Source organism: Leisingera sp. ANG1 (assembly GCF_000203975.2).
Taxonomy (GTDB): Bacteria; Pseudomonadota; Alphaproteobacteria; order Rhodobacterales; family Rhodobacteraceae; genus Leisingera.
Genome location: NZ_AFCF02000006.1, coordinates 90,006 through 108,214, shown reverse-complemented (window position 1 = coordinate 108,214; position 18,209 = coordinate 90,006). Strand labels below are relative to the sequence as shown.

Genomic DNA, 18,209 nt, shown 5'->3' with positions numbered 1-18,209 from the left:
GCCCCTTTGAGTTACAGCTTGGCGACGATGCGCGGCTCGTCCTGCAGCAGCTTGACGGCGGACTGGCGCAGCTCGGAAAGCTCTTCGCCGCTCAGCTTGGCCTCGAAATGCGCGGCGTTCTCCTGCGCGATGGGCAGCACCGCCTGCAACGCCGACTGGCCTGCCGCGGTCAGCATCACCCGGATCGAGCGCCCGTCGCCCTCTCCGCTGCGGCGGGTGATCAGCCCGCCCGCCTCCATCTGCCGCAAGGCGCGGGAGGTGGCGGTGCGGTCGATGCCGATGAAATCCGCAATCTCCGAAGGCGTTGCCAGTCCCTCCTCCCCTGCAGCCAGCAGCACGCACCAAGTCACGCGTGTCAGCCCGTGTTCCGCGATGCGCTGTTCAAAGCGGCGTTCGATCACACGCGCCAGCATGGTGATCTGGTAGCCAAGGGAGTGATGCAGGTGAAAGCGTGTCTGGGTCATGATAATTGACAATGTCAACTATCTGCCCGTCAAATGCCAGCGAATTCTGCACATGCCCTCTTGGCGGGCTTTACGGTTGAGCGTAACGCGAACTGCGCCCTGCCGCGGGCGTTGCATCAGCGCGGACAGCCTGTATCGTCAAATCAGGCATGCTTCCAGGAGAACAGCATGAAATTCCGCTTTCCCATTGTCATCATTGACGAAGATTTCCGCTCCGAAAACTCCTCAGGCTCCGGCATCCGCGCCTTGGCGCAGGCCATCGAGGACGAAGGGTTCGAGGTGCAGGGCGTCACCGGCTACGGCGACTTGTCGCAATATGCGCAGCAACAGTCCCGCGCCAGCGCCTTTGTGCTGTCGATCGACGACGAGGAGTTCACACCCGGACCGGATCTGGACCCCGCGGTAGTCGCCCTGCGCACCTTCATTGAGGAAGTACGCTGGAAGAACGCCGATGTGCCGATCTATATCTACGGCGAGACCAAGACCAGCCGCCACCTGCCCAACGACATCCTGCGGGAGCTGCACGGCTTCATCCACATGTTCGAGGACACGCCGGAATTTGTCGCCCGCCACATCATCCGCGAGGCGAAGAGTTACCTGGAAAGCATCCAGCCGCCATTCTTCAAGAAGCTATTGGATTATGCCGAGGACGGCTCCTATTCCTGGCACTGCCCGGGGCATTCCGGCGGCGTGGCATTCCTGAAAAGCCCGGTCGGGCAGATGTACCACCAGTTCTACGGCGAAAACATGCTGCGGGCCGATGTCTGCAACGCGGTGGAGGAGTTGGGGCAGCTGCTGGACCACAACGGTGCGATTGGCGCCTCGGAACGCAACGCGGCACGGATCTTCAACGCCGATCACTGCTATTTCGTGACCAATGGCACCTCGACCTCCAACAAGATGGTCTGGCACCACACGGTGGCGCCGGGCGATGTGGTGGTGGTGGACCGCAACTGCCACAAGTCGATCCTGCATTCGATCATCATGACCGGCGCCATCCCGGTGTTCCTGAAGCCGACCCGCAACCACTGGGGGATCATCGGCCCGATCCCGCATTCAGAGTTCGAAATTGACAGCATCAAGGCCAAGATCCGCGCCAACCCGCTGCTGGAGGATGTGGATGCCGATGCGGTGAAACCGCGGATCCTGACCCTGACCCAGTCGACCTATGACGGGGTGCTGTACAACACCGAGGTGATCAAGGGGCAGCTGGACGGCTATACCGAGAACCTGCATTTCGACGAGGCCTGGCTGCCGCATGCGGCCTTCCACCCGTTTTACGGCAGCTATCACGCGATGGGCCGCAAGCGGGCGCGCACCAAGCATTCGGTGACCTATGCCACCCAGTCGATCCACAAGCTGCTGGCGGGCATCAGCCAGGCCAGCCATGTGCTGGTGCAGGACAGCGAGGAGACCAAGCTGGACCGGCATCTGTTCAACGAAGCCTATCTGATGCACACCTCCACCAGCCCGCAGTATTCGATCATCGCCAGCTGCGATGTGGCGGCAGCGATGATGGAGCCGCCGGGCGGCACCGCGCTGGTCGAGGAAAGCATCATGGAGGCCCTGGATTTCCGCCGCGCCATGCGCAAGGTCGACGAAGAGTACGGCGCCGATGACTGGTGGTTCCAAGTCTGGGGGCCGGAGGATCTGGCCGAGGACGGCATCGGCAGCACGAAAGACTGGGTGCTGAGGAAAACCGATGCCGACGGTGTGCAGGCAGGCGGCGAGGACAGCTGGCACGGCTTTGGCGACATGGCGCCGGGCTTCAACATGCTGGACCCGATCAAGGCCACCATCATCACCCCGGGCCTCAATTTGGACGGCCGGTTCGAAGACTGGGGCATCCCCGCCTCGATCGTGACCAAATACCTGGCCGAGCACGGCGTGGTGGTGGAAAAGACCGGACTCTATTCCTTCTTCATCATGTTCACCATCGGCATCACCAAGGGCCGCTGGAACTCGCTGCTGAGCGCGCTGCAGCAGTTCAAGGACGACTTTGCCCGCAACCTGGCCGTGCCGCGCGCGATGCCGGAATTCTGCGCCAGCCAGCCGCGGTATGAGCAGATGGGCCTGCGCGACCTGTGCGAACATGTGCATGCGCTGTACTCCAAAAACAACGTGGCACGGCTGTCGACCGAGATGTACCTGAGCGACCTGACCCCAGCGATGAAACCGAGCGATGCCTTCAGCCACATCGCCCGGCGCACCACCCAGCGGGTGCCGATTGATGATCTGGAGGGGCGCATCACCACCAGCCTGGTGACCCCCTACCCGCCCGGCATTCCGCTGTTGATCCCCGGCGAGGTGTTCAACAAGAAGATCGTGGAATACCTGAAATTCAACCGCGCTTTTGCGCGGGACTGTCCCGGTTTCGAGACCGACATTCACGGGCTGGTGCAGGAGACCGGCCCCGACGGGCTAACCCATTACTTCGCCGACTGCGTGGCGGAATAACGCAAAAGGGCGGCCGTGCTTCCGCGCGGCCGCCCCTGTACTTCAGTCTGATCCAGCAAGCTCAGACGGGTGATTACCCGGCCGGCACGGCGTTGCTGACCCGTTTGCCGGCGGTCAGGCCGTTCACCTTGGCCACGATGGCGGCAGCGTCCAGCCCGTGGTGGCGGTAGAGATCGCCGATGGTGCCGGTCTGGCCGAAATGCTCCACACCCAGGGGCACGGTCTGGTGGCCCGCAACCCCGCCCAGCCAGGCCAGCGTCGCCGGGTGGCCGTCAATCACGGTGATCACCTTGCAGTGCGGCGGCAGGTCCTGCATCAGCGTCTCAATATGGGACCTGGCGGCGGCGTTGCCGCGCGAGCGCGCCCGCTGCGCCGCGGTCCAGCCCGCATTCAGCCGGTCGGCAGAGGTCACCGCCAGCACGCCCACGTCGCGGCGGCTTTCGCCGATGATGCCCGCGGCCTTGATCGCCTCCGGCGCCACTGCGCCCTGATAGGCAATTACAACATCGCAGTTTGGCCCCGGCTTGCGCAGCCAGTAGCCGCCGTCGATGGCGCCCTGGCGGAAGTCCTCGTCGGCGCGCTTTCCGGGCTGCTCCATCGGGCTGGTGGTGAGGCGCAGGTAGACCGAGCCGCCGGTCTCGTCGCGCAGCCAGGTGCGCTCATCCGGATCGCCCTCGCCGTCGCGCTGCAGGTAGTCGAAGGCCCATTCCATGATCACCGCCAGTTCATCGGCAAAAGAAGGCTCAAACGACGCCAGCCCGTCCTGTGACATCCCGATGAGCGGCGTGCCGATGGACTGATGCGCGCCGCCTTCGGGCGCCAGCGTCACCCCGGAGGGGGTGCCGACGATCATGAAACGCGCATCCTGATAGCAGGCATAGTTCAGCGCATCGAGACCGCGGCAGACAAAGGGGTCGTAAACCGTGCCGATGGGGATCACCCGCTTGCCGAACAGCGAATGCGACAGCCCTGCGGCGCCCAGCAGCAGGAACAGGTTCATCTCTGCGATGCCCAACTCCAGGTGCTGGCCCTCGGGAGCAAAGTTCCACTTCGCGGTGGAGGGGATGCGGTGCTCGATGAAGGCGTCCTGCTGCACCTCACGGGCAAACAGCTTGCGCCGGTTGACCCACGGCCCCAGCCCGGTGGTGCCGGTCACATCGGGCGAGGTGGTGAGGATCCGAGCCGCCAGTTCGCTGTCCCCCTTGGACAGATCATCAAGGATCTTGCCGAACGCCATCTGGGTGGAGATTTCGCGGGAGGTGTCGATGGCAATCGCGGGCACCGGCAGCGGCGCGTCGAAATGGCGGCGCGGGCCTTCGGCAAAGAACGGCACCTGGCGAAGAAAGCCTTGCAGCGCGGCGGGGTCGGCGACGGTGGCGAAGGGCTCCCACTCCTCCCCTGCGGCGACGCCCATATGGGCCTGCCAGTCCGTCATCTGGGCCTTGGTCATCAGGCCGCCGTGGTTGTCCTTGTGGCCGGCAATCGGCGTACCCCAGCCCTTGACCGTATAGGCCAGGAAGCAGACCGGGCGGTCGTGGGTGATGGAAGCGAACACATCCGCCATCGTCTCGACGCAGTTGCCGCCGAGGTTTTCCATCAGCTCCGCCAGCTCATCATCGCTGCGTTTCTCAATCAGCGCGCTGACATCGCCCTGGTCGCCCAGATCATCCATCAGGTGCTGCCGCCAAACCGCGCCGCCCATGTAGGTGAGCGCGGAATACTGCTGGTTCGGGCAGGCGTCGATCCAGGCGCGCAAAGCTTCGCCGCCCGGCTCCTCGAACGCGGTCCGCTGCAGGGCGCCGTATTTCACCCGCACCACGTCCCAGCCGAAGGCGTCAAAGATCTTCTCGATCCGCTCGAACAGGCCTTCGCGGACAATGCCGTCCAGCGACTGGCGGTTGTAGTCGATGATCCACCAGGTGTTGCGCAGATCGTTCTTCCAGCCCTCCTGCAGCACTTCGTAGATGTTGCCCTCGTCCAGTTCTGCATCGCCCGCCAGTGCCACCATGCGGCCGGTGCGGGCATCCTTGCCCCAGTCCTTGGCGGTGATGAAGTCCTGCACCATGGAGGCCAGCGCGGTGATCCCGACACCCAGCCCGACAGAGCCGGTGGAAAAATCCACGTCATCCACGTCCTTGGTGCGGCTGGGATAGCTTTGCACACCGCCGAAGCCGCGGAAGTTCTCCATTTTCTCGCGCGTCTGATTGCCCATCAGGTACTGCATCGCGTGAAAGACGGGCGAGGCATGCGGTTTCACCGCCACCCGGTCGCCCGGTTTCAGCGCCGAGAAATAAAGCGCCGTCATGATCGACACCATCGACGCCGAAGAGGCCTGGTGCCCCCCGATCTTGATCCCGTCCGCCTTGGGGCGGATGTGGTTCGCGTTGTGGATCATCCAATGCGACAGCCACAAGAGCCGCTGTTCGATGGTCTTGAGGTGGGTCAGATCGGGGCGCATGGCTCTCTCCTTACTCGGCGGCGTGCTGCACGGGGGCGGGCAAGGCCTGTTCCAGATCGGCCAGAATGTCGGCCACATCCTCCAGCCCCACCGACAGGCGGATCAGCCCGTCGCTGATGCCGTGCTCGGCGCGCTCTTCCGGGGTGTAGGTCGAATGGGTCATCGAGGCCGGATGCTGGATCAGGGTTTCCGCATCGCCTAGCGATACCGCCCGTTGGATCATCTGCAGACCGTTCATGAAGGCAATGCCGCCCTGCAGGCCGCCCTCGACCTCAAAGGCGATCATGGCGCCGGGCTGTGCCATCTGGCGCTTGGCCACATCGGCCTGGGCAAAGCTCTCGTGCCCCGGGAAGGACACCGACTTCACTGCCGGGTGGGCGGCAAGATAATCGGCCACGGTGACGGCAGAGGCGCAGTGGCGGTCCATCCGCAGCGCCAGGGTCTTGAGGCCGCGCAGGATCAGCATGGCATTGAAGGGCGCCATCACTGCGCCGGTCATGTCTTTCATACCGACCAGGCGGATTTCAGCAATCTGCTCCGCGGTGCCCGCGACAAGGCCCGCCACCACATCGCCGTGGCCGCCCAGGTATTTGGTGGCGGAATGCAGCACGATATCAGCGCCCAGCTCAAGCGGGCGGGTCAGATAAGGGGTGGCATAGGTGTTGTCGACCACCACCTGCGCACCTGCGGCGTGGGCGATTTCAGATGCCGCCGCGATGTCCACCAGCCGCATGTTCGGGTTGGCCGGGGTCTCGAAATACACCACCCGGGTCTTGTCCGACACTGCTGCGCGCAGATTTTCCATGTCGGTCATGTCCACATGGGTGATGGTGACGCCCCATTTCGCCAGCCCGTGGCGCATGAAGGCAAAGGTGCAGCCATAAAGCGTCTTGTCCACGATCACCTCGTCACCGGGTGATAGCAGTGTCCACAGAACCGCAGTGATGGCGCCCATGCCGCTGCTGAGCGCTAGGCCCGCCTCGGCGCCTTCCAGCGTGGCTATGCGCTGCTCCAGCAAGTCGCAGGTCGGGTTGGAGATCCGGCTGTAGATATGGCCCTGGCGTTCGCCTGCGAACATCTCGCCACCGGCCTCGGCGGTCTCAAACGTGAAGGTCGAGGTCAGGTGCAACGGCGGCGTCAGCGCGCCTTCGTTGTCCTGCGGGTCATAGGCGTGGTGGATGGCACGGGTGGCAAAGCCGCCGGAGGTTTTCATGGGATGCTCCTGTCTGTTGTTACAGGCATCATCCGCCTGTTTCAGCGGCAATGGATTGCGAATTATTTCTGATTAGATATAATTTTTGGCAGATTATGCCAAACAGGACCTCAAAATGGACAGCAAGGACCGCCAGATCATCCGCGCCCTGCAGCGGGACGGCCGGATGACCAACCAGGACCTGGCGGAGGCAGTGAGTCTCTCCCCCTCCCCCTGCCTGCGGCGAGTGCGCAATCTGGAGGCCCAGGGCGTGATCCAGGGCTACAGCGCGGTGGTTGATGCCAAATCCTACGGGCTGCCAATCACCGTCTTTGTCCGCATCAAGCTGGAGCGGCACGGCGAGGCGGATGTGAAGAATTTCGAACGCAAGATGCAGCTGATCGACGAGGTGCTGGAATGCCACGTGCTGACCGGTGCGATGGATTACCAGTTGCGGGTGCTCGTGCCGGACCTGGAGGCCTATGAGGAGTTTATCCGCACCCGCATCCACCCGGTCGGCGGCATTGCCTCCATCGACACCAGTTTTGTGTATGGAACGGTCAAGCGGACGGCGGTGTTTCCGCCTGCCCGCTAAGTTGCCAGCCGCCATTCAGGATCAGACCCTGCCAGCCTGAAGAATAAGCAAGAGCATCAGAGCCAGGGAAATTGCCGCCCCCATCGGCATTTTCCCCGGCGTCTGAAGCGAGGCCCACTGCCGCCAGCCGGCGGCGGCCTCTGTCCGGCCCAGCAGCGTCAAAGCCAAGGGCACGGTGAGCATTGCAGCGCTGAAACTCCAGCCGAAGGCGGCAAGCGCAGAAGACGGCACAAACAGCATGGCCAGTGCCATCATCTTGACGTCGCCACCCGCCAGCACCCGCAAGCAGAACAGCGCGAAACACAGCGCAAAGACAGTGCCCGCTGCCAGCACCCGCAGCCCCGTTTCCGCCAGCGGCAGCAGCGGTGCTGTCAGCAGAAACACGGCTGCCAATCCCAGCATCTGGCGGTTGGAAATCCGCAGGCATCGCAGGTCCCCCAGCCCGGCACAGATCAGAACCGGCAGGGCTGCGGCCAGCGGCAGCAGCTCAACAAAGCCCGTCATGCAGCAGAGCTTCGCCGCGGTGTCTGGCCGGCGAAGGTGTCAACCGAGACCAGCTGATAGACCAGCTCGCTCATATTGCGGGTGTGTGTCTTGGCGTAGATGTTGCGCAGATGGGTGCGCAGCGTCGATTTCGAGATCCCCAGGTCCGACTGCACCCGCTTGGCCGGCTGGCCCTTGCTCAGCAGAACGCAGACCCGGTATTCGGCGCGGCTCAGCTGGGCCGGGTTTTCCATGCTTAGCAGATGCGCCGCGACTTCGGCATTCCGGGCTACGCGGCGTTCCTTCAGGCAGGCCTCAGCATAGAGGCCGGGAGAGCGGTTGGTCCATGTCCGCACCAAAGTGCCGGAAATGATGTTCAGCAGCGCTTGCTGCACCGCACCGGGCCGGGTTGCGAAATGCAACTCCAGGAAATCGGTGTGCTGCTCGCCGGAAGACAGCGGGATCACCGCCAGCTCCACCAGTTTGCGATCGCTGTGGAACCGGTCCAATGCCGGATCCGCCGCCTCATCGCTCATGGATTTGTACCAGATCAGCCCTGGTTTGGCCTTGTCCAGATAACTGCCCAGCACCGAGCAGGCAAAGGAGCGCTCCAATGGCAAGCCGTTTCCGCTGCCCGCGGCCCTGTCATAGATAACTGATCCTGAAGCCCGGCCCTTGCCAGCCGATACCCTGCAAATTGCAGCTGCTTCCCCCTTAATGGCCGCCGCCAGTCCGCTCAACGCGTCCCTGAAAGGCGCACAGCCGTGCAAACACTCACACCATCGCGCAATTGGCGCGATCATTCCGGCCTCAGCAGCCCGAATGGTGTGGGTGTCAAATAGCGCATTGGTCCCCATAACGCGCATCCCCCCACAGCAATACTAACTTTTAACATAGCGCTTTTAGTAACTTAGCAAGCGCCCGTACCAATCATCTCCTTATTGCGTCCCGCCATGCTGGCCGGTTCTTTCAATTGCGTCAAGAATTTGGCGCAAATTGCAGGTAAACGCGCATTTTTGCAATCATAAGGAGATTTATTCAGTACTCCGGAGCTGACCCGCCGAACCAATGGCTGCCGATTGCTGCAATTGTCCAAACGGAATTCGAATCAGCTTGCGATAAAGCGGATGTAGCGGATCACCACCGGGCCGATGGTGATCATGACCAATGCAGGAAGCATCAGAGAGGCCAGCACCGCCGACATCTTGACCGGAAGCTTGCTGGCCATTTCCTGCGCCCGCATCTCCCGCTGGCTGCGCAAATCCTCGGAATAGGTCGCCAGCGCCGAGGCCATGCTGGTGCCAAACTGCATCGACTGCAGGGCAACATTTGCAAACGACCGGACCGTGTCCACTCCGGTGCGGCCAGCCATGTCCAGCAGCGCATCACCGCGGGCGCGGCCCGCCTGAATCTGCCGCTGCACGCTAAGCAGCTCAAAGGCCAGATCCGGCGAAACCTGCCCCAGTTCGTTGCCGACGCGGGTCATCGCGGCGTCGAAACCCAGCCCGGAGTCCACTGAAATCCTCATCAGGTCCAGCGCATTGGGAAAGGCCTCCTCGATCCGGCGGCGGCGGGCGGCGGCGCGGGCGTTCAGCACATAAACCGGGCCGAAGTAACCTGTCCCAACCAGCCCGCTCAGGGCCTGAAAGACTTGCAGATTTGTCCATCCGGCCACCTGCGCCGTGAACGGGTTGGGCGGCAGCAGACCGGGCGTCTTGGCGGCGGCGATGACCAGAAGCAGCAGCCCCGGCACCGCCAGCCCGAGAAAAACCCGGATCAGAGTAAACCTGCGCAGCGCTCCCTCTTGCGAAAAACCGGCCTGCGACAGCTTGTTCTCCAGCTCCGACCGTTCGCTCCGGCTGGCAGGCACAAAGGCCTTCATCAGCCCGCCCGGCTGGGCACCGGGAGCCTTCAGCAGCGCCAGGTCGCCAGATTGGCGGCGGCGGGCCTCGCCCAGAGACGACAGCCGTGCCGCGGCGGGTGATTTCCGCGCCAGGCTGGCAGCAGCGCCGAAATACAGGAGCAGCACGGCAGCGGCAGCCCCAACCGCTGCCAATGCGCCGGGCGGAAGCCCGGTCTGGGTCAGGAGGCGTGTGGCAAACTCTTCCATGGCAAACCTCCCCTATCAGATCCGGAAATTGACAAGCTTGCGCAGCGTCAGCGCATTCAGCACCGTCAGCAGGACGATCGCGCCCATCATCGGCCGGAACATCGGGTCATCGGCCACCCCGGCGTAGTAGCTGGGTGTCAGAACCGACACGGTGGCAAAAATCACCAGCGGCAGCGCCGACAGCAGCCAGGCCGTCAGCCGTCCTTCCGAGGCCAGTGCATGCACCTTGCGGCGCAGGGCAATCCGGTTGCGGATGACCCGTGCCAGGGTTTCCAGCATCACCGACAGGTCGCTGCCGGTGCCATGCTGGATGCTGATGCTGGCGGCCAGGTATTGCGCATCCTCCAGGCCGGTCCTGTCTGCGAATTCCTGCACCGCATCCGGCAGGTCATCGCCATAGGTCACCTGATCATAGATAATGCCCAGTTCAGTGCCCGCCGGGTCCGGCATCTCCCGCGCTGCGATGCCGATGGAGTTGTTCAGCGGATGGCCTACCTTCAGCCCGCGCGCGAGCATTTCCAGCGCATCCGGCAGCTGGTGAACCAGCTTGTCCATCTGCTTGCGCTGACGCCCGATCAGCAGGGCAAATGGCAGCCCAAAGCCGCCCAGGACCGCAATCGCAGCGGCCTGCAACAGCCCCGCAAATCCCGCCGCGGCAAGAAAGATCAGCACCCCCAATGCGCCGCATGCGGTCCAGAACACGCCTGTGCTTAGCGGCACATCCGCCTGGCGCAGGATCTTCGGCAGCGCGCCCGCCACGGGAATGCGCTGCCAGCCGGTGCGGCGCGGCGGCGGCTTCAGGATGGCAAGGCGCTCGCTGCCGCTGCGCCCCTGATTGATCAGCCGCATCCGGCGGCTGCGGAAGACCACTGAACGGCTCTTGCGGCTGGTCAGCTGCCGCAGGCCGGACAGCAGCAGCAGAACGCCCACCGCCAGGCCGCAGTACACCGCATATCCGCCCAGATGGCCGTTCCATCCATGCAGTTCTTTCAACAGATCATTCAGCATCAGGCGCCCTCCGGCTGGAACAGAGTCTGGTCAAAGCCAACGCCCGCAGCTTCCAGCAGCGCAGCGCATTGCGGCCGGATGCCAGTTGGAATGAACTCGCCCGCGATGCCGCCCTCCGCGGTCTTACCCATCCGCCGGAACACAAAGATGTCCTGCATGGTGATCACCTCCCCCTCAAGGCCGGTGAGTTCGGAAATGCTCATCACCCGCCGCTGGCCGTCCGACAGCCGCGCCAGCTGCACGATGATCTGCAAGCCGGAGGCGATCTGCGCCCGGATTGCCGGCAGCGGCAGCTCCATCCCCATCATCGAAACCATCTGCTCGATCCGGCCCAGCGCGTCGCGGGCGGAATTGGCATGCACCGTGGTCATCGAACCGTCATGGCCGGTGTTCATCGCCTGCAGCATGTCAAAGGTCTCCGCGCCGCGCACCTCGCCGACGATGATCCGGTCCGGGCGCATCCGCAGCGCGTTGCGCACCAGGTCGCGCTGGCTGACGGCGCCGCCGCCGGAAGGGTTGGGAGGACGGGTTTCAAGCCGCACCACATGGGCCTGCTGCAACTGCAGCTCTGCCGCATCCTCGATGGTGACAATCCGCGCACGCGGGTCGATGCCGGCAGAAATCGCGTTCAGCATCGTGGTCTTGCCGGAGCCGGTGCCGCCGGAGATCAGGATATTCATCCGCGCCTCGACCAGCGCCTGCAGGAAGGCGGCTGCACGCCCGTTCAGCGCGTTGCCCGCCACCAGTTTCTCCAGCGTCAGCGGGTCCCGGGCAAACTTGCGTATCGACAGCGACGGGCCGTCGATGGCACAGGGCCGGATGATCGCATTGACCCGGCTGCCATCCTCCAGCCGGGCATCCACCCAGGGGTTGCTCTCATCCACCCGGCGCCCGACGCGCGAAACCACCTTGTCGATAATCCGCAGCAGATGCTTTTCGTCCCGGAACCGCACACCAGTCTGCTCCAGCACGCCGCTGCGTTCGACAAAAACCGTCTTGTGGCCATTGACCAGAATGTCGTTGATGCCCGGATCAGCCAGTAATGGCTCCAGCGGGCCCAGCCCCAGAACCTCGTCGATCAGCTCATCCACCAGGCGGCGGAATTCATCCGCGCGCAACGGGTTGTTCTCCTCTGCCAGAACATCGCCGACCAGCGCCGCCACCTCGCGGCGCAGCTCTTCCGGCTCAACCTTGTCGATCACCGCCAGATTCAGCCGGTCGATCACCGCTTCGTGCATCCGGCTTTTCAGCTCCAGAAAAGCTGTGAGCTTGCGGGTTTCCTCACTGATTTCCGGCTCGCCCCCCGGCGGCTGTGCCCCGGCCTCCGGCCACAGCGGCACCACCGTATCCGCAGGAGAGGTGTTTTCTGTTCGCTTGCCAAAATTCCTGAACATCTCAAACCGCCTTTCCGTGCTGGGGCTGCGCCGCACCGGCGCGGGCATTCTTAGTTTCAATCAGATCGCGGGACAGCCGCCGGATCGCCTTGGCCAGGCTGGAACGCCCAGCGGCTGCCGACAACGGCACGCCCCTGTCCGCCGCAGCAGAGGCCGCCGACGGATCATTGGGCAGCCAGTACTTGAACGGCTTCTGCAAAAGCTTGGCCGCTTCCTTGTGGTGGCTGGCAGCGATCAGCGGCTTGCGCTCGCGGCTGATCACGATGTCGGTCTGCAGGCTCATGCTGGCCTCGGCGTAGAAATCCAGCAGCCGCCGCGCCTGGCTGATTGCCGGCACTGAGCTGCCGGTCACCATCAGCAGCCGCTCGCTGGCCTCCAGAACCGGTGTCAGCCAGTCTGCCAAGGCGCGCGGCAGGCCGATCACCACAAAATCGAACTGCAGGCGCAGATGCGCAATCAGCGCCTGCACTTGTTCCGGCCGCAGCGCATGCAGCGGCGCGATCTCGGCCGGTGCGGCCAAGACCCACAGGCCCGGCGCCGCCTCGCTCAGCGACTGTTCCGCAAAAACCTGGTCAGGCACGAAACCTTCGCTTGCCAGTTCATAAAGGCAGCGGTTCGGCGGCAGATCGAGAAAGCTGCCGATGGCACCGAACTGCAGGTCGAAGTCAAGGAGAGCGACCTTGAATTCCGCCTCCTGCCGCCGCAGCCCGCGCCGGCAGGTCATGCAATCAGCCAGGTTCACCGCCAGCGTCGTCGCCCCGGCACCCCCGCAGGACTGGCTGACCGCAATCACCATCCCCTCACGGTTGCCCCGGGCACCGCCGGGGACGGGCTGCGGCTCATCTGCCCGCAGGCATTTGCGGATCGCCGCCGACATCTCATCGGCAGAGGCCGTATCAGGCAGCACGTCCTGCACCCCGGCCTCTGTCAATTGCCGCAAATCGGCAAACGGCATACTGGAACCCGCCAGAGCCAGGATCCGCGCCGCACCGCCAGTGTGGCGCATCATCTCTTGCACCGCAGCGGCATCGCGAGCCGCATCTGCCCCGGCACGGAAGATGATCAGGTCGTTTTCCTTGGCCAGCTGCAGCGCGGTGCCGTTAATTTCGCTGAGCGCCGAGGCGCATTTCCGCACCCCGGTGCCCGGCTGGAACTGCGCCACGCTGGCAACCAGCGCACAGACAGCCGGGTCTTCTGAGATGACCACGATGGATTGTGTCTCAGCCTGCATCGGCCTCTCCTTCCTCTATCGCTTCAGCCGCTCTGGCCCAGTGCCAGATCCTCGCCCGGCAATGACACACTCATCGACGGAAACGGCACCGAAGCGCCCAGCGCGCCTCCCCCGGCGGACCCCGCCAGCGCTGCCAGCCGCCCAAGCGGCGATACGAATTCAAACGTCTGGTTTTGCAGCTCCACCGTGACCACGGGAACATAGGGCCCGCCCAGGAAGCCGAGGCTGCCGTCGTAGCTGTAGCTGAACGACAGCGCGGCAATGGTGGCGTCGGGCGGCATCGCACCGCCTACCAGTGCCCAGATTTCATTCGCTGTGGCGTTGGCCGCGGAACCTGAGCAGGTCACCGTGCCCGCATTCAGGCAGATGTCCGGCCCTGCCCGGCAGGAGGTGCCGTAAATGGGCAGCGGGGCATTGGCAGACGGATCGCGCCGGTGGATCTCCGGCACCCCGGCACAGGCAGGCGGGCGCACCGCCGCCACCCGCGCGGCCACATTCATCGCCCGCTCCGCCACCACATAGTGAAACGCCATGCGGCCGTAATCGATGATGCCCATGAACAAGAGCAGGAACAGCGGGATCGCAACCCCCAGCTCCACCAGCGCGGCGCCGTTCTGGTCCCGGCGGAACCGGCGCAATGCGGCATATGCCCGGCCTGGCCCGCTCATGTCCCGAACACCCGGCTTTGATCGGTGATGACCGTGTTGATGGTGTTCAGGCTGCCGCCGTTCAGCGCAAAGATGCCGGCAAACGGAAAGGTCATGGTCAGATTGGCCTGCACCTCCACCACCGGAGCCGGTGAAATCCGGTAGCTTCCGGCTTGGCAGGTCAGGCTGGGGGTGACTGCGGTCACGTTCAGGCTGGGTGGAAACAGCGCATCGCCATCAATGCTCTCACGCACGATGTCCAGCAGCTGCGGCTGGTGCGCGGCGACGGAGCCGCCGGTGGAGCAGATGTCCTGCGGCGCCACCCGCGCCAGGTAGCGCGCAGCATCGCGCACACCGGAGATTGCCGCCTGGTAAGACCACATCATCCGCCCGCCTTCGATGATCACCGCAAAGACCAGCAGCATCAGCGGCAGCATCAGGGCAAACTCCACCAGCACCGCCCCCTCTTCTCCTTTGCGAAAGGCGGCCCAGCGGGCGGCGGTATGTTTTGCCTCCCCCATCCCGCTCACCTGTAGAGCTGCACGACGTCGCGGAAGATGCCCGCATCGCCGGTGCCCCCTGCCCCGCCGCCAGCGCTGCCGACAACCTCGCCCCAGATATTGAGCGTCGGAGGAGAGGTTGTGTGGGTGCCAACCGGCTCAGTCAGGAAGATCTTCACGAATTCCTCAACCGGAACACCGGTGACGGACCCGCTGACCGGATTTGCCGTGCAGTCGATCCCGGCTGCAATGACAACGCGGCGGTTAATGTCAGCGCTTTGATTGGGTGAGCACATAGGGCGGCCGGTTTCATCCAGACCCGAGAGAATAGGATTGCCGGACCCTGGCCCGCCTGCTGCGTTTATCTCTGCCACATAGTATTCAAACCGCGTGGCGGCGGCGGGGTGCGGATCCACACCACCATAGTTTGCGTCCACATATTTGGTCCGGCCCGCCGCCCAGTTCCCATCTCCAAAGCGGGCGCATCCGCCGCTCTCGAAACAGTTGTCCCTGGGCAGCGCCACTGAATCGGCGGCTTCCTCATTGTTGCCGATGCAGCTGCCACCTCCCTTTGGCTTGCGCCCCTTGATGACATTGGGTGCGGGCGGGTAGTCGGGGTCATTGCGCTTGCCGTTCATGATCGCGTGATACATGTCGAAGCGCACATTGAAGACCGCATCGCGGATGCCGACCTTCTGGCCCGGCTCGATATCGACGCCGCGCTGGCTGAAACACTGGGTAATGCTGCCCTCGGCGCCCAGCAGGCAGGCATCCAGCTGCGCGCCGCTGAGACCCGCACAGGGGCCATCCTCATCGACCAGCACCTTGCCCGGATCAAGAAAACCGAAATCCCCCGGCCCCCAGGCGGCCCCATTGCCGCCGGAGCGCAGCAGGATCATTTCGCCGATGCTGGCATCCGCCGAAAACCCCGGCGGCACGCAGAACATCAGCGGCGTGATATCACAGGCATATTGGGTGAAGCCGGCCACGGACGATGCCCGCGCCTGTTCGTTCGGGCGGGTTGTTCCGGTCAGCGCAGCAAAGGCCGCGCCGTAATAGGCGCCAACCGTGCTGGGCGTTGCCACGGCACGGACAAAAGCCGCCTCTGCCGGATCGGTGGTCACAGATGTCAGGGCAGCAGTATCGTCTGCGGGCAGCTCGGAAAAAAACGTCAGCGTGTAATCGGTATCGCCGCTCAGCACGCTGCCACCGCTGCCAAAGGTCTTGCGGTCGCTGATCAGATTGGCCGCTGCGGCGCGGGCGCGGGTGATGGCATCGTCCTTGCCGTCCAGTTCTCCGGCTGCGGCCAGCGCTACATTGTCCGTGAACGATTGCAGCTCGCTGCGGGTGATGCCGGTGCGCCCCAGATCGAAGGACATCGCGGCAATGCCCAGAAGCACCACGAAAGTCAGCCCCCAGGTGACCAGCATGGTGCCGCTGTCTTCCCGGGCAAACTGTCTTATGCGGGTATTCAGGCTCATGGTCTGGCAAGGCTCCCGGGGCCGCGGCCCTCAGCGGATTTCGGTTTCGGACACTTCGGTGCCGCGGCGGATCAAAACGGTCTTCCGAACCGGCTGTTCGGCCTCCTCCTGCTGCGGCCGCAGGTTGCGCAGCACGTCGTTCAGGCTGATCGAGTCCAGCGGCACTTCCTCTGCCGGTGCATCCAGATTGCGCAGGGTCAGGCTCAGCGTGCCGGCCCGCTGCGCCAGCGCCAGGCGCTGGCCTTCGTCCGGGGTCACCTCAACCGTGACGGTGCGGGCCACACCGGGCGTTTCGGATTCTTCGTTGGCATCCTGGTCCACCCCGATCACCCGGGCGTTCTGCAGAATTGTCACGGTCTTCAGGCCGGCACCGCGGCCCTGGGTCAGCAGGACATCAACGCTGTCACCCGGCGTCACAAAACCGCCCACCGCGGTTTCCGCGCTGACCTTGATGGCCATCGCCCGGTGGTCCGGGCTGAGCGTCTGCACGATGGTCACCTTCTCGCCGAACTTGGAAATCTTCGCAGCCCGGATCAGCTCCCCCTGCGCAATCGCGCGGCGGGCGCGGCGCGGCGGCTGGCCGGGATCCGGCAGCAGCACATCATAGCTGGTGAATGTGCCTGCGGGCCGCGCTTCGGCCGGCCAGGCGATGGTAGTCAGGGACTGCGCCGTCAGCGCTGTCCCGAAAGCAATATCCTGCGACGCAACGACGACCTCGACCAGCGCTGGGCCTTCTGAACCGCCCGTCACGGCCTGGCCGTCGATGTAATCCTTGGCGACATAGGCGGAACCGCCCGCCAGGGCCAGCCCGGAAATCATGCTGAGAAGTGATGAAATATTCATGCCAAACATCCTTTCGTCGCTGGCTGACGCAGCAGAAGGACGGTCCCGGCATGTGGTTGACGACTGAGTCCGCAGGCTTCTGCTTCCTGCCATGCTTGCCGCCGCCCTTCTGCCGGGCGGCCTTCAGGCGCACAGGCTCTGCTCCCCCTTGCAGAGCCTGTGCTGCCTTGCTGGCGAAACCCTACTGAGTTGCAGGGCGTTCGCCGGGCATTTCGTTGCCCGCGGCGATCATGCCGCCTTCGACATCCAGCGCCAGGTTGCTCAGGGCAGTCACGCCCAGCGCCACTGCCAGCGCAATGGCAATGCCGTATTCCACCAGCGTCACACCGCGCTCATCACGGCGCAGCTTGGACAGCATCTTTTTCACATATCCAGTCATGTCAGTCTCCCATCAGATAAACACCGGCACGCCGGCGGTTCATATGGCTGCAGCACCATCCGGCACCGGCCTGCATTGACTCTAGCGGGCGCGAAACGCGCAGCGCATCAGCCGGAAAGACCAGAAACACACGTCATGGATGTATTTGTCCCCGCGGACCTCACGGGCTTGGAAGGGGAGTCGTCAGGACAGGGAGTTTGACCGCAGCAGATGTGCTCTGCGCGCCGCCTTACTTGGCCGACGGTGTGCTGCGCGGCACCATCAGCTGCTCCTGCAGGCTCATCGGTGCGGCAGGCGGCTCGTCGAAGTTCAGCCCTGCCTCCAGATGGCGCAGGTGCTCGTCGGCCAGCCGGACCAGCTCATCGGTACTGCCGGCCTCCAGCGCATCGACAATCCGGTCGTGCTCATCCTCGGCGCAGGAGGAACTGCCGGTGGGGGAGTAAAGCCCCAGGATCAGCGTGCTGCGCATGGTCAGCTCCGACAGGAACCGCTCCAGCACCAGATTGCCGGCAATCTGCGCAATCCGCATATGAAACTGGCGCGAGGCGCGCAGCTCCGCCGGCTTGTCGCCCGCTCTGCGCGCCGCGGCTTCCTCCAGGATGTTGCCCCGCAGAAAGGCAATGTCGTCCGGCGAGGCCTGCCCGGAGGCGTGGCGCGCAATGGTGCGCTCGATCGCGCGGCGGGCCTGGAAAATGTCGCGCGCCTCCTTGGGCGAAGGCGTCATCACAAAGGCGCCGCGGTTCGGGCGCAGCTCCACCACCTGCTGCGCCGCCAAGGAGGCCAGCGCCCGGCGCACATTGGCGCGGTTGCAGGAAAACAGATCGCTCAGCGCCTGCTCGCCCAGCTTGGTGCCCGCTGGCAGCCGCTGTTCGGCAATCGCGTCGAGAATCGCATTCACGATCAGATCTTCGGGAGAATCCTTCATGGAGCCTCAAAAAAGTTTTCCTGCGCCGCCGCAACTTAAGGG

At 64.2% G+C, this 18,209-nt stretch carries 17 protein-coding genes; 2 read left to right on the top strand and 15 right to left on the bottom strand.

Going from position 1 to position 18,209, the window contains the following annotated elements:
• Positions 1 to 11: 11 nt before the first annotated feature.
• Positions 12 to 464 (bottom strand): MarR family winged helix-turn-helix transcriptional regulator, encoded by a 453-nt coding sequence (locus tag GC1_RS09950; protein ID WP_019298069.1) that lies wholly within the window; start codon positions 462 to 464, stop codon positions 12 to 14.
• A gap of 168 nt (positions 465 to 632) precedes the next feature.
• Here GC1_RS09950 and GC1_RS09945 point away from each other — a divergent pair, with 168 nt between their 5' ends.
• Entirely contained in the window at positions 633 to 2,921 is a 2,289-nt protein-coding gene (locus tag GC1_RS09945) for an arginine/lysine/ornithine decarboxylase (RefSeq protein ID WP_019298068.1), read from the top strand.
• A 73-nt stretch (positions 2,922 to 2,994) separates the two neighbouring features.
• Here the strand turns inward: GC1_RS09945 and GC1_RS09940 are convergent, their stop codons facing one another.
• The gene (locus tag GC1_RS09940; protein WP_019298067.1) at positions 2,995 to 5,379 is read right to left on the bottom strand and encodes a transketolase; all 2,385 of its coding nucleotides are present in this window, start codon (positions 5,377 to 5,379) and stop codon (positions 2,995 to 2,997) included.
• Between the two features lie 10 nt (positions 5,380 to 5,389).
• The gene (locus tag GC1_RS09935; protein ID WP_019298066.1) at positions 5,390 to 6,592 is read right to left on the bottom strand and encodes a methionine gamma-lyase; all 1,203 of its coding nucleotides are present in this window, start codon (positions 6,590 to 6,592) and stop codon (positions 5,390 to 5,392) included.
• 115 nt (positions 6,593 to 6,707) lie between these two features.
• On the opposite strand from GC1_RS09935, the gene GC1_RS09930 reads away from it, so the two are divergent.
• On the top strand, positions 6,708 to 7,166 hold the full coding sequence (locus GC1_RS09930) for an Lrp/AsnC family transcriptional regulator (protein ID WP_029205017.1): 459 nt from the start codon (positions 6,708 to 6,710) through the stop codon (positions 7,164 to 7,166).
• A 21-nt stretch (positions 7,167 to 7,187) separates the two neighbouring features.
• Here GC1_RS09930 and GC1_RS21925 read toward each other — a convergent pair whose 3' ends face one another.
• The 12 genes from GC1_RS21925 to GC1_RS09870 form a co-directional block, all read right to left on the bottom strand.
• Complete coding sequence (locus tag GC1_RS21925) at positions 7,188 to 7,670, bottom strand: prepilin peptidase (RefSeq protein WP_019298064.1); 483 nt, start codon at positions 7,668 to 7,670, stop codon at positions 7,188 to 7,190.
• Positions 7,667 to 8,269, bottom strand: a complete 603-nt coding sequence (locus GC1_RS09920) for a helix-turn-helix transcriptional regulator (RefSeq protein ID WP_193748115.1) — start codon at positions 8,267 to 8,269, stop codon at positions 7,667 to 7,669. Before GC1_RS09920 ends, GC1_RS21925 begins: the two co-directional genes overlap by 4 nt.
• A 488-nt stretch (positions 8,270 to 8,757) precedes the next feature.
• Complete coding sequence (locus GC1_RS09915) at positions 8,758 to 9,759, bottom strand: type II secretion system F family protein (RefSeq protein ID WP_019298062.1); 1,002 nt, start codon at positions 9,757 to 9,759, stop codon at positions 8,758 to 8,760.
• Positions 9,760 to 9,774: 15 nt separating this feature from the next.
• Positions 9,775 to 10,767, bottom strand: a complete 993-nt coding sequence (locus GC1_RS21920; protein ID WP_019298061.1) for a type II secretion system F family protein — start codon at positions 10,765 to 10,767, stop codon at positions 9,775 to 9,777.
• Positions 10,767 to 12,161 carry a CpaF family protein gene (locus GC1_RS09905; protein ID WP_152612417.1) on the bottom strand — a complete coding sequence of 465 codons (1,395 nt, stop codon included), beginning with the start codon at positions 12,159 to 12,161 and terminating at the stop codon, positions 10,767 to 10,769. The genes GC1_RS21920 and GC1_RS09905 overlap by 1 nt, the downstream gene beginning before the upstream one ends.
• A gap of 1 nt (position 12,162) precedes the next feature.
• Positions 12,163 to 13,392, bottom strand: a complete 1,230-nt coding sequence (locus GC1_RS09900) for an AAA family ATPase (protein ID WP_019298059.1) — start codon at positions 13,390 to 13,392, stop codon at positions 12,163 to 12,165.
• Between the two features lie 23 nt (positions 13,393 to 13,415).
• Positions 13,416 to 14,060, bottom strand: coding sequence for a TadE/TadG family type IV pilus assembly protein (locus GC1_RS09895; RefSeq protein WP_019298058.1), 645 nt, complete (start codon positions 14,058 to 14,060; stop codon positions 13,416 to 13,418).
• On the bottom strand, positions 14,057 to 14,560 hold the full coding sequence (locus GC1_RS09890) for a TadE/TadG family type IV pilus assembly protein (protein WP_019298057.1): 504 nt from the start codon (positions 14,558 to 14,560) through the stop codon (positions 14,057 to 14,059). Before GC1_RS09890 ends, GC1_RS09895 begins: the two co-directional genes overlap by 4 nt.
• A gap of 5 nt (positions 14,561 to 14,565) precedes the next feature.
• Positions 14,566 to 16,020, bottom strand: coding sequence for a TadE/TadG family type IV pilus assembly protein (locus GC1_RS09885; RefSeq protein WP_019298056.1), 1,455 nt, complete (start codon positions 16,018 to 16,020; stop codon positions 14,566 to 14,568).
• A 30-nt stretch (positions 16,021 to 16,050) separates the two neighbouring features.
• On the bottom strand, positions 16,051 to 16,863 hold the full coding sequence (gene cpaB / locus GC1_RS09880; RefSeq protein ID WP_036762631.1) for a Flp pilus assembly protein CpaB: 813 nt from the start codon (positions 16,861 to 16,863) through the stop codon (positions 16,051 to 16,053).
• Positions 16,864 to 17,044: 181 nt separating this feature from the next.
• Positions 17,045 to 17,242, bottom strand: a complete 198-nt coding sequence (locus GC1_RS09875; RefSeq protein ID WP_019298054.1) for a Flp family type IVb pilin — start codon at positions 17,240 to 17,242, stop codon at positions 17,045 to 17,047.
• Between the two features lie 229 nt (positions 17,243 to 17,471).
• Entirely contained in the window at positions 17,472 to 18,167 is a 696-nt protein-coding gene (locus GC1_RS09870; protein ID WP_019298053.1) for a GntR family transcriptional regulator, read from the bottom strand.
• Between the last annotated feature and the right edge of the window lie 42 nt (positions 18,168 to 18,209).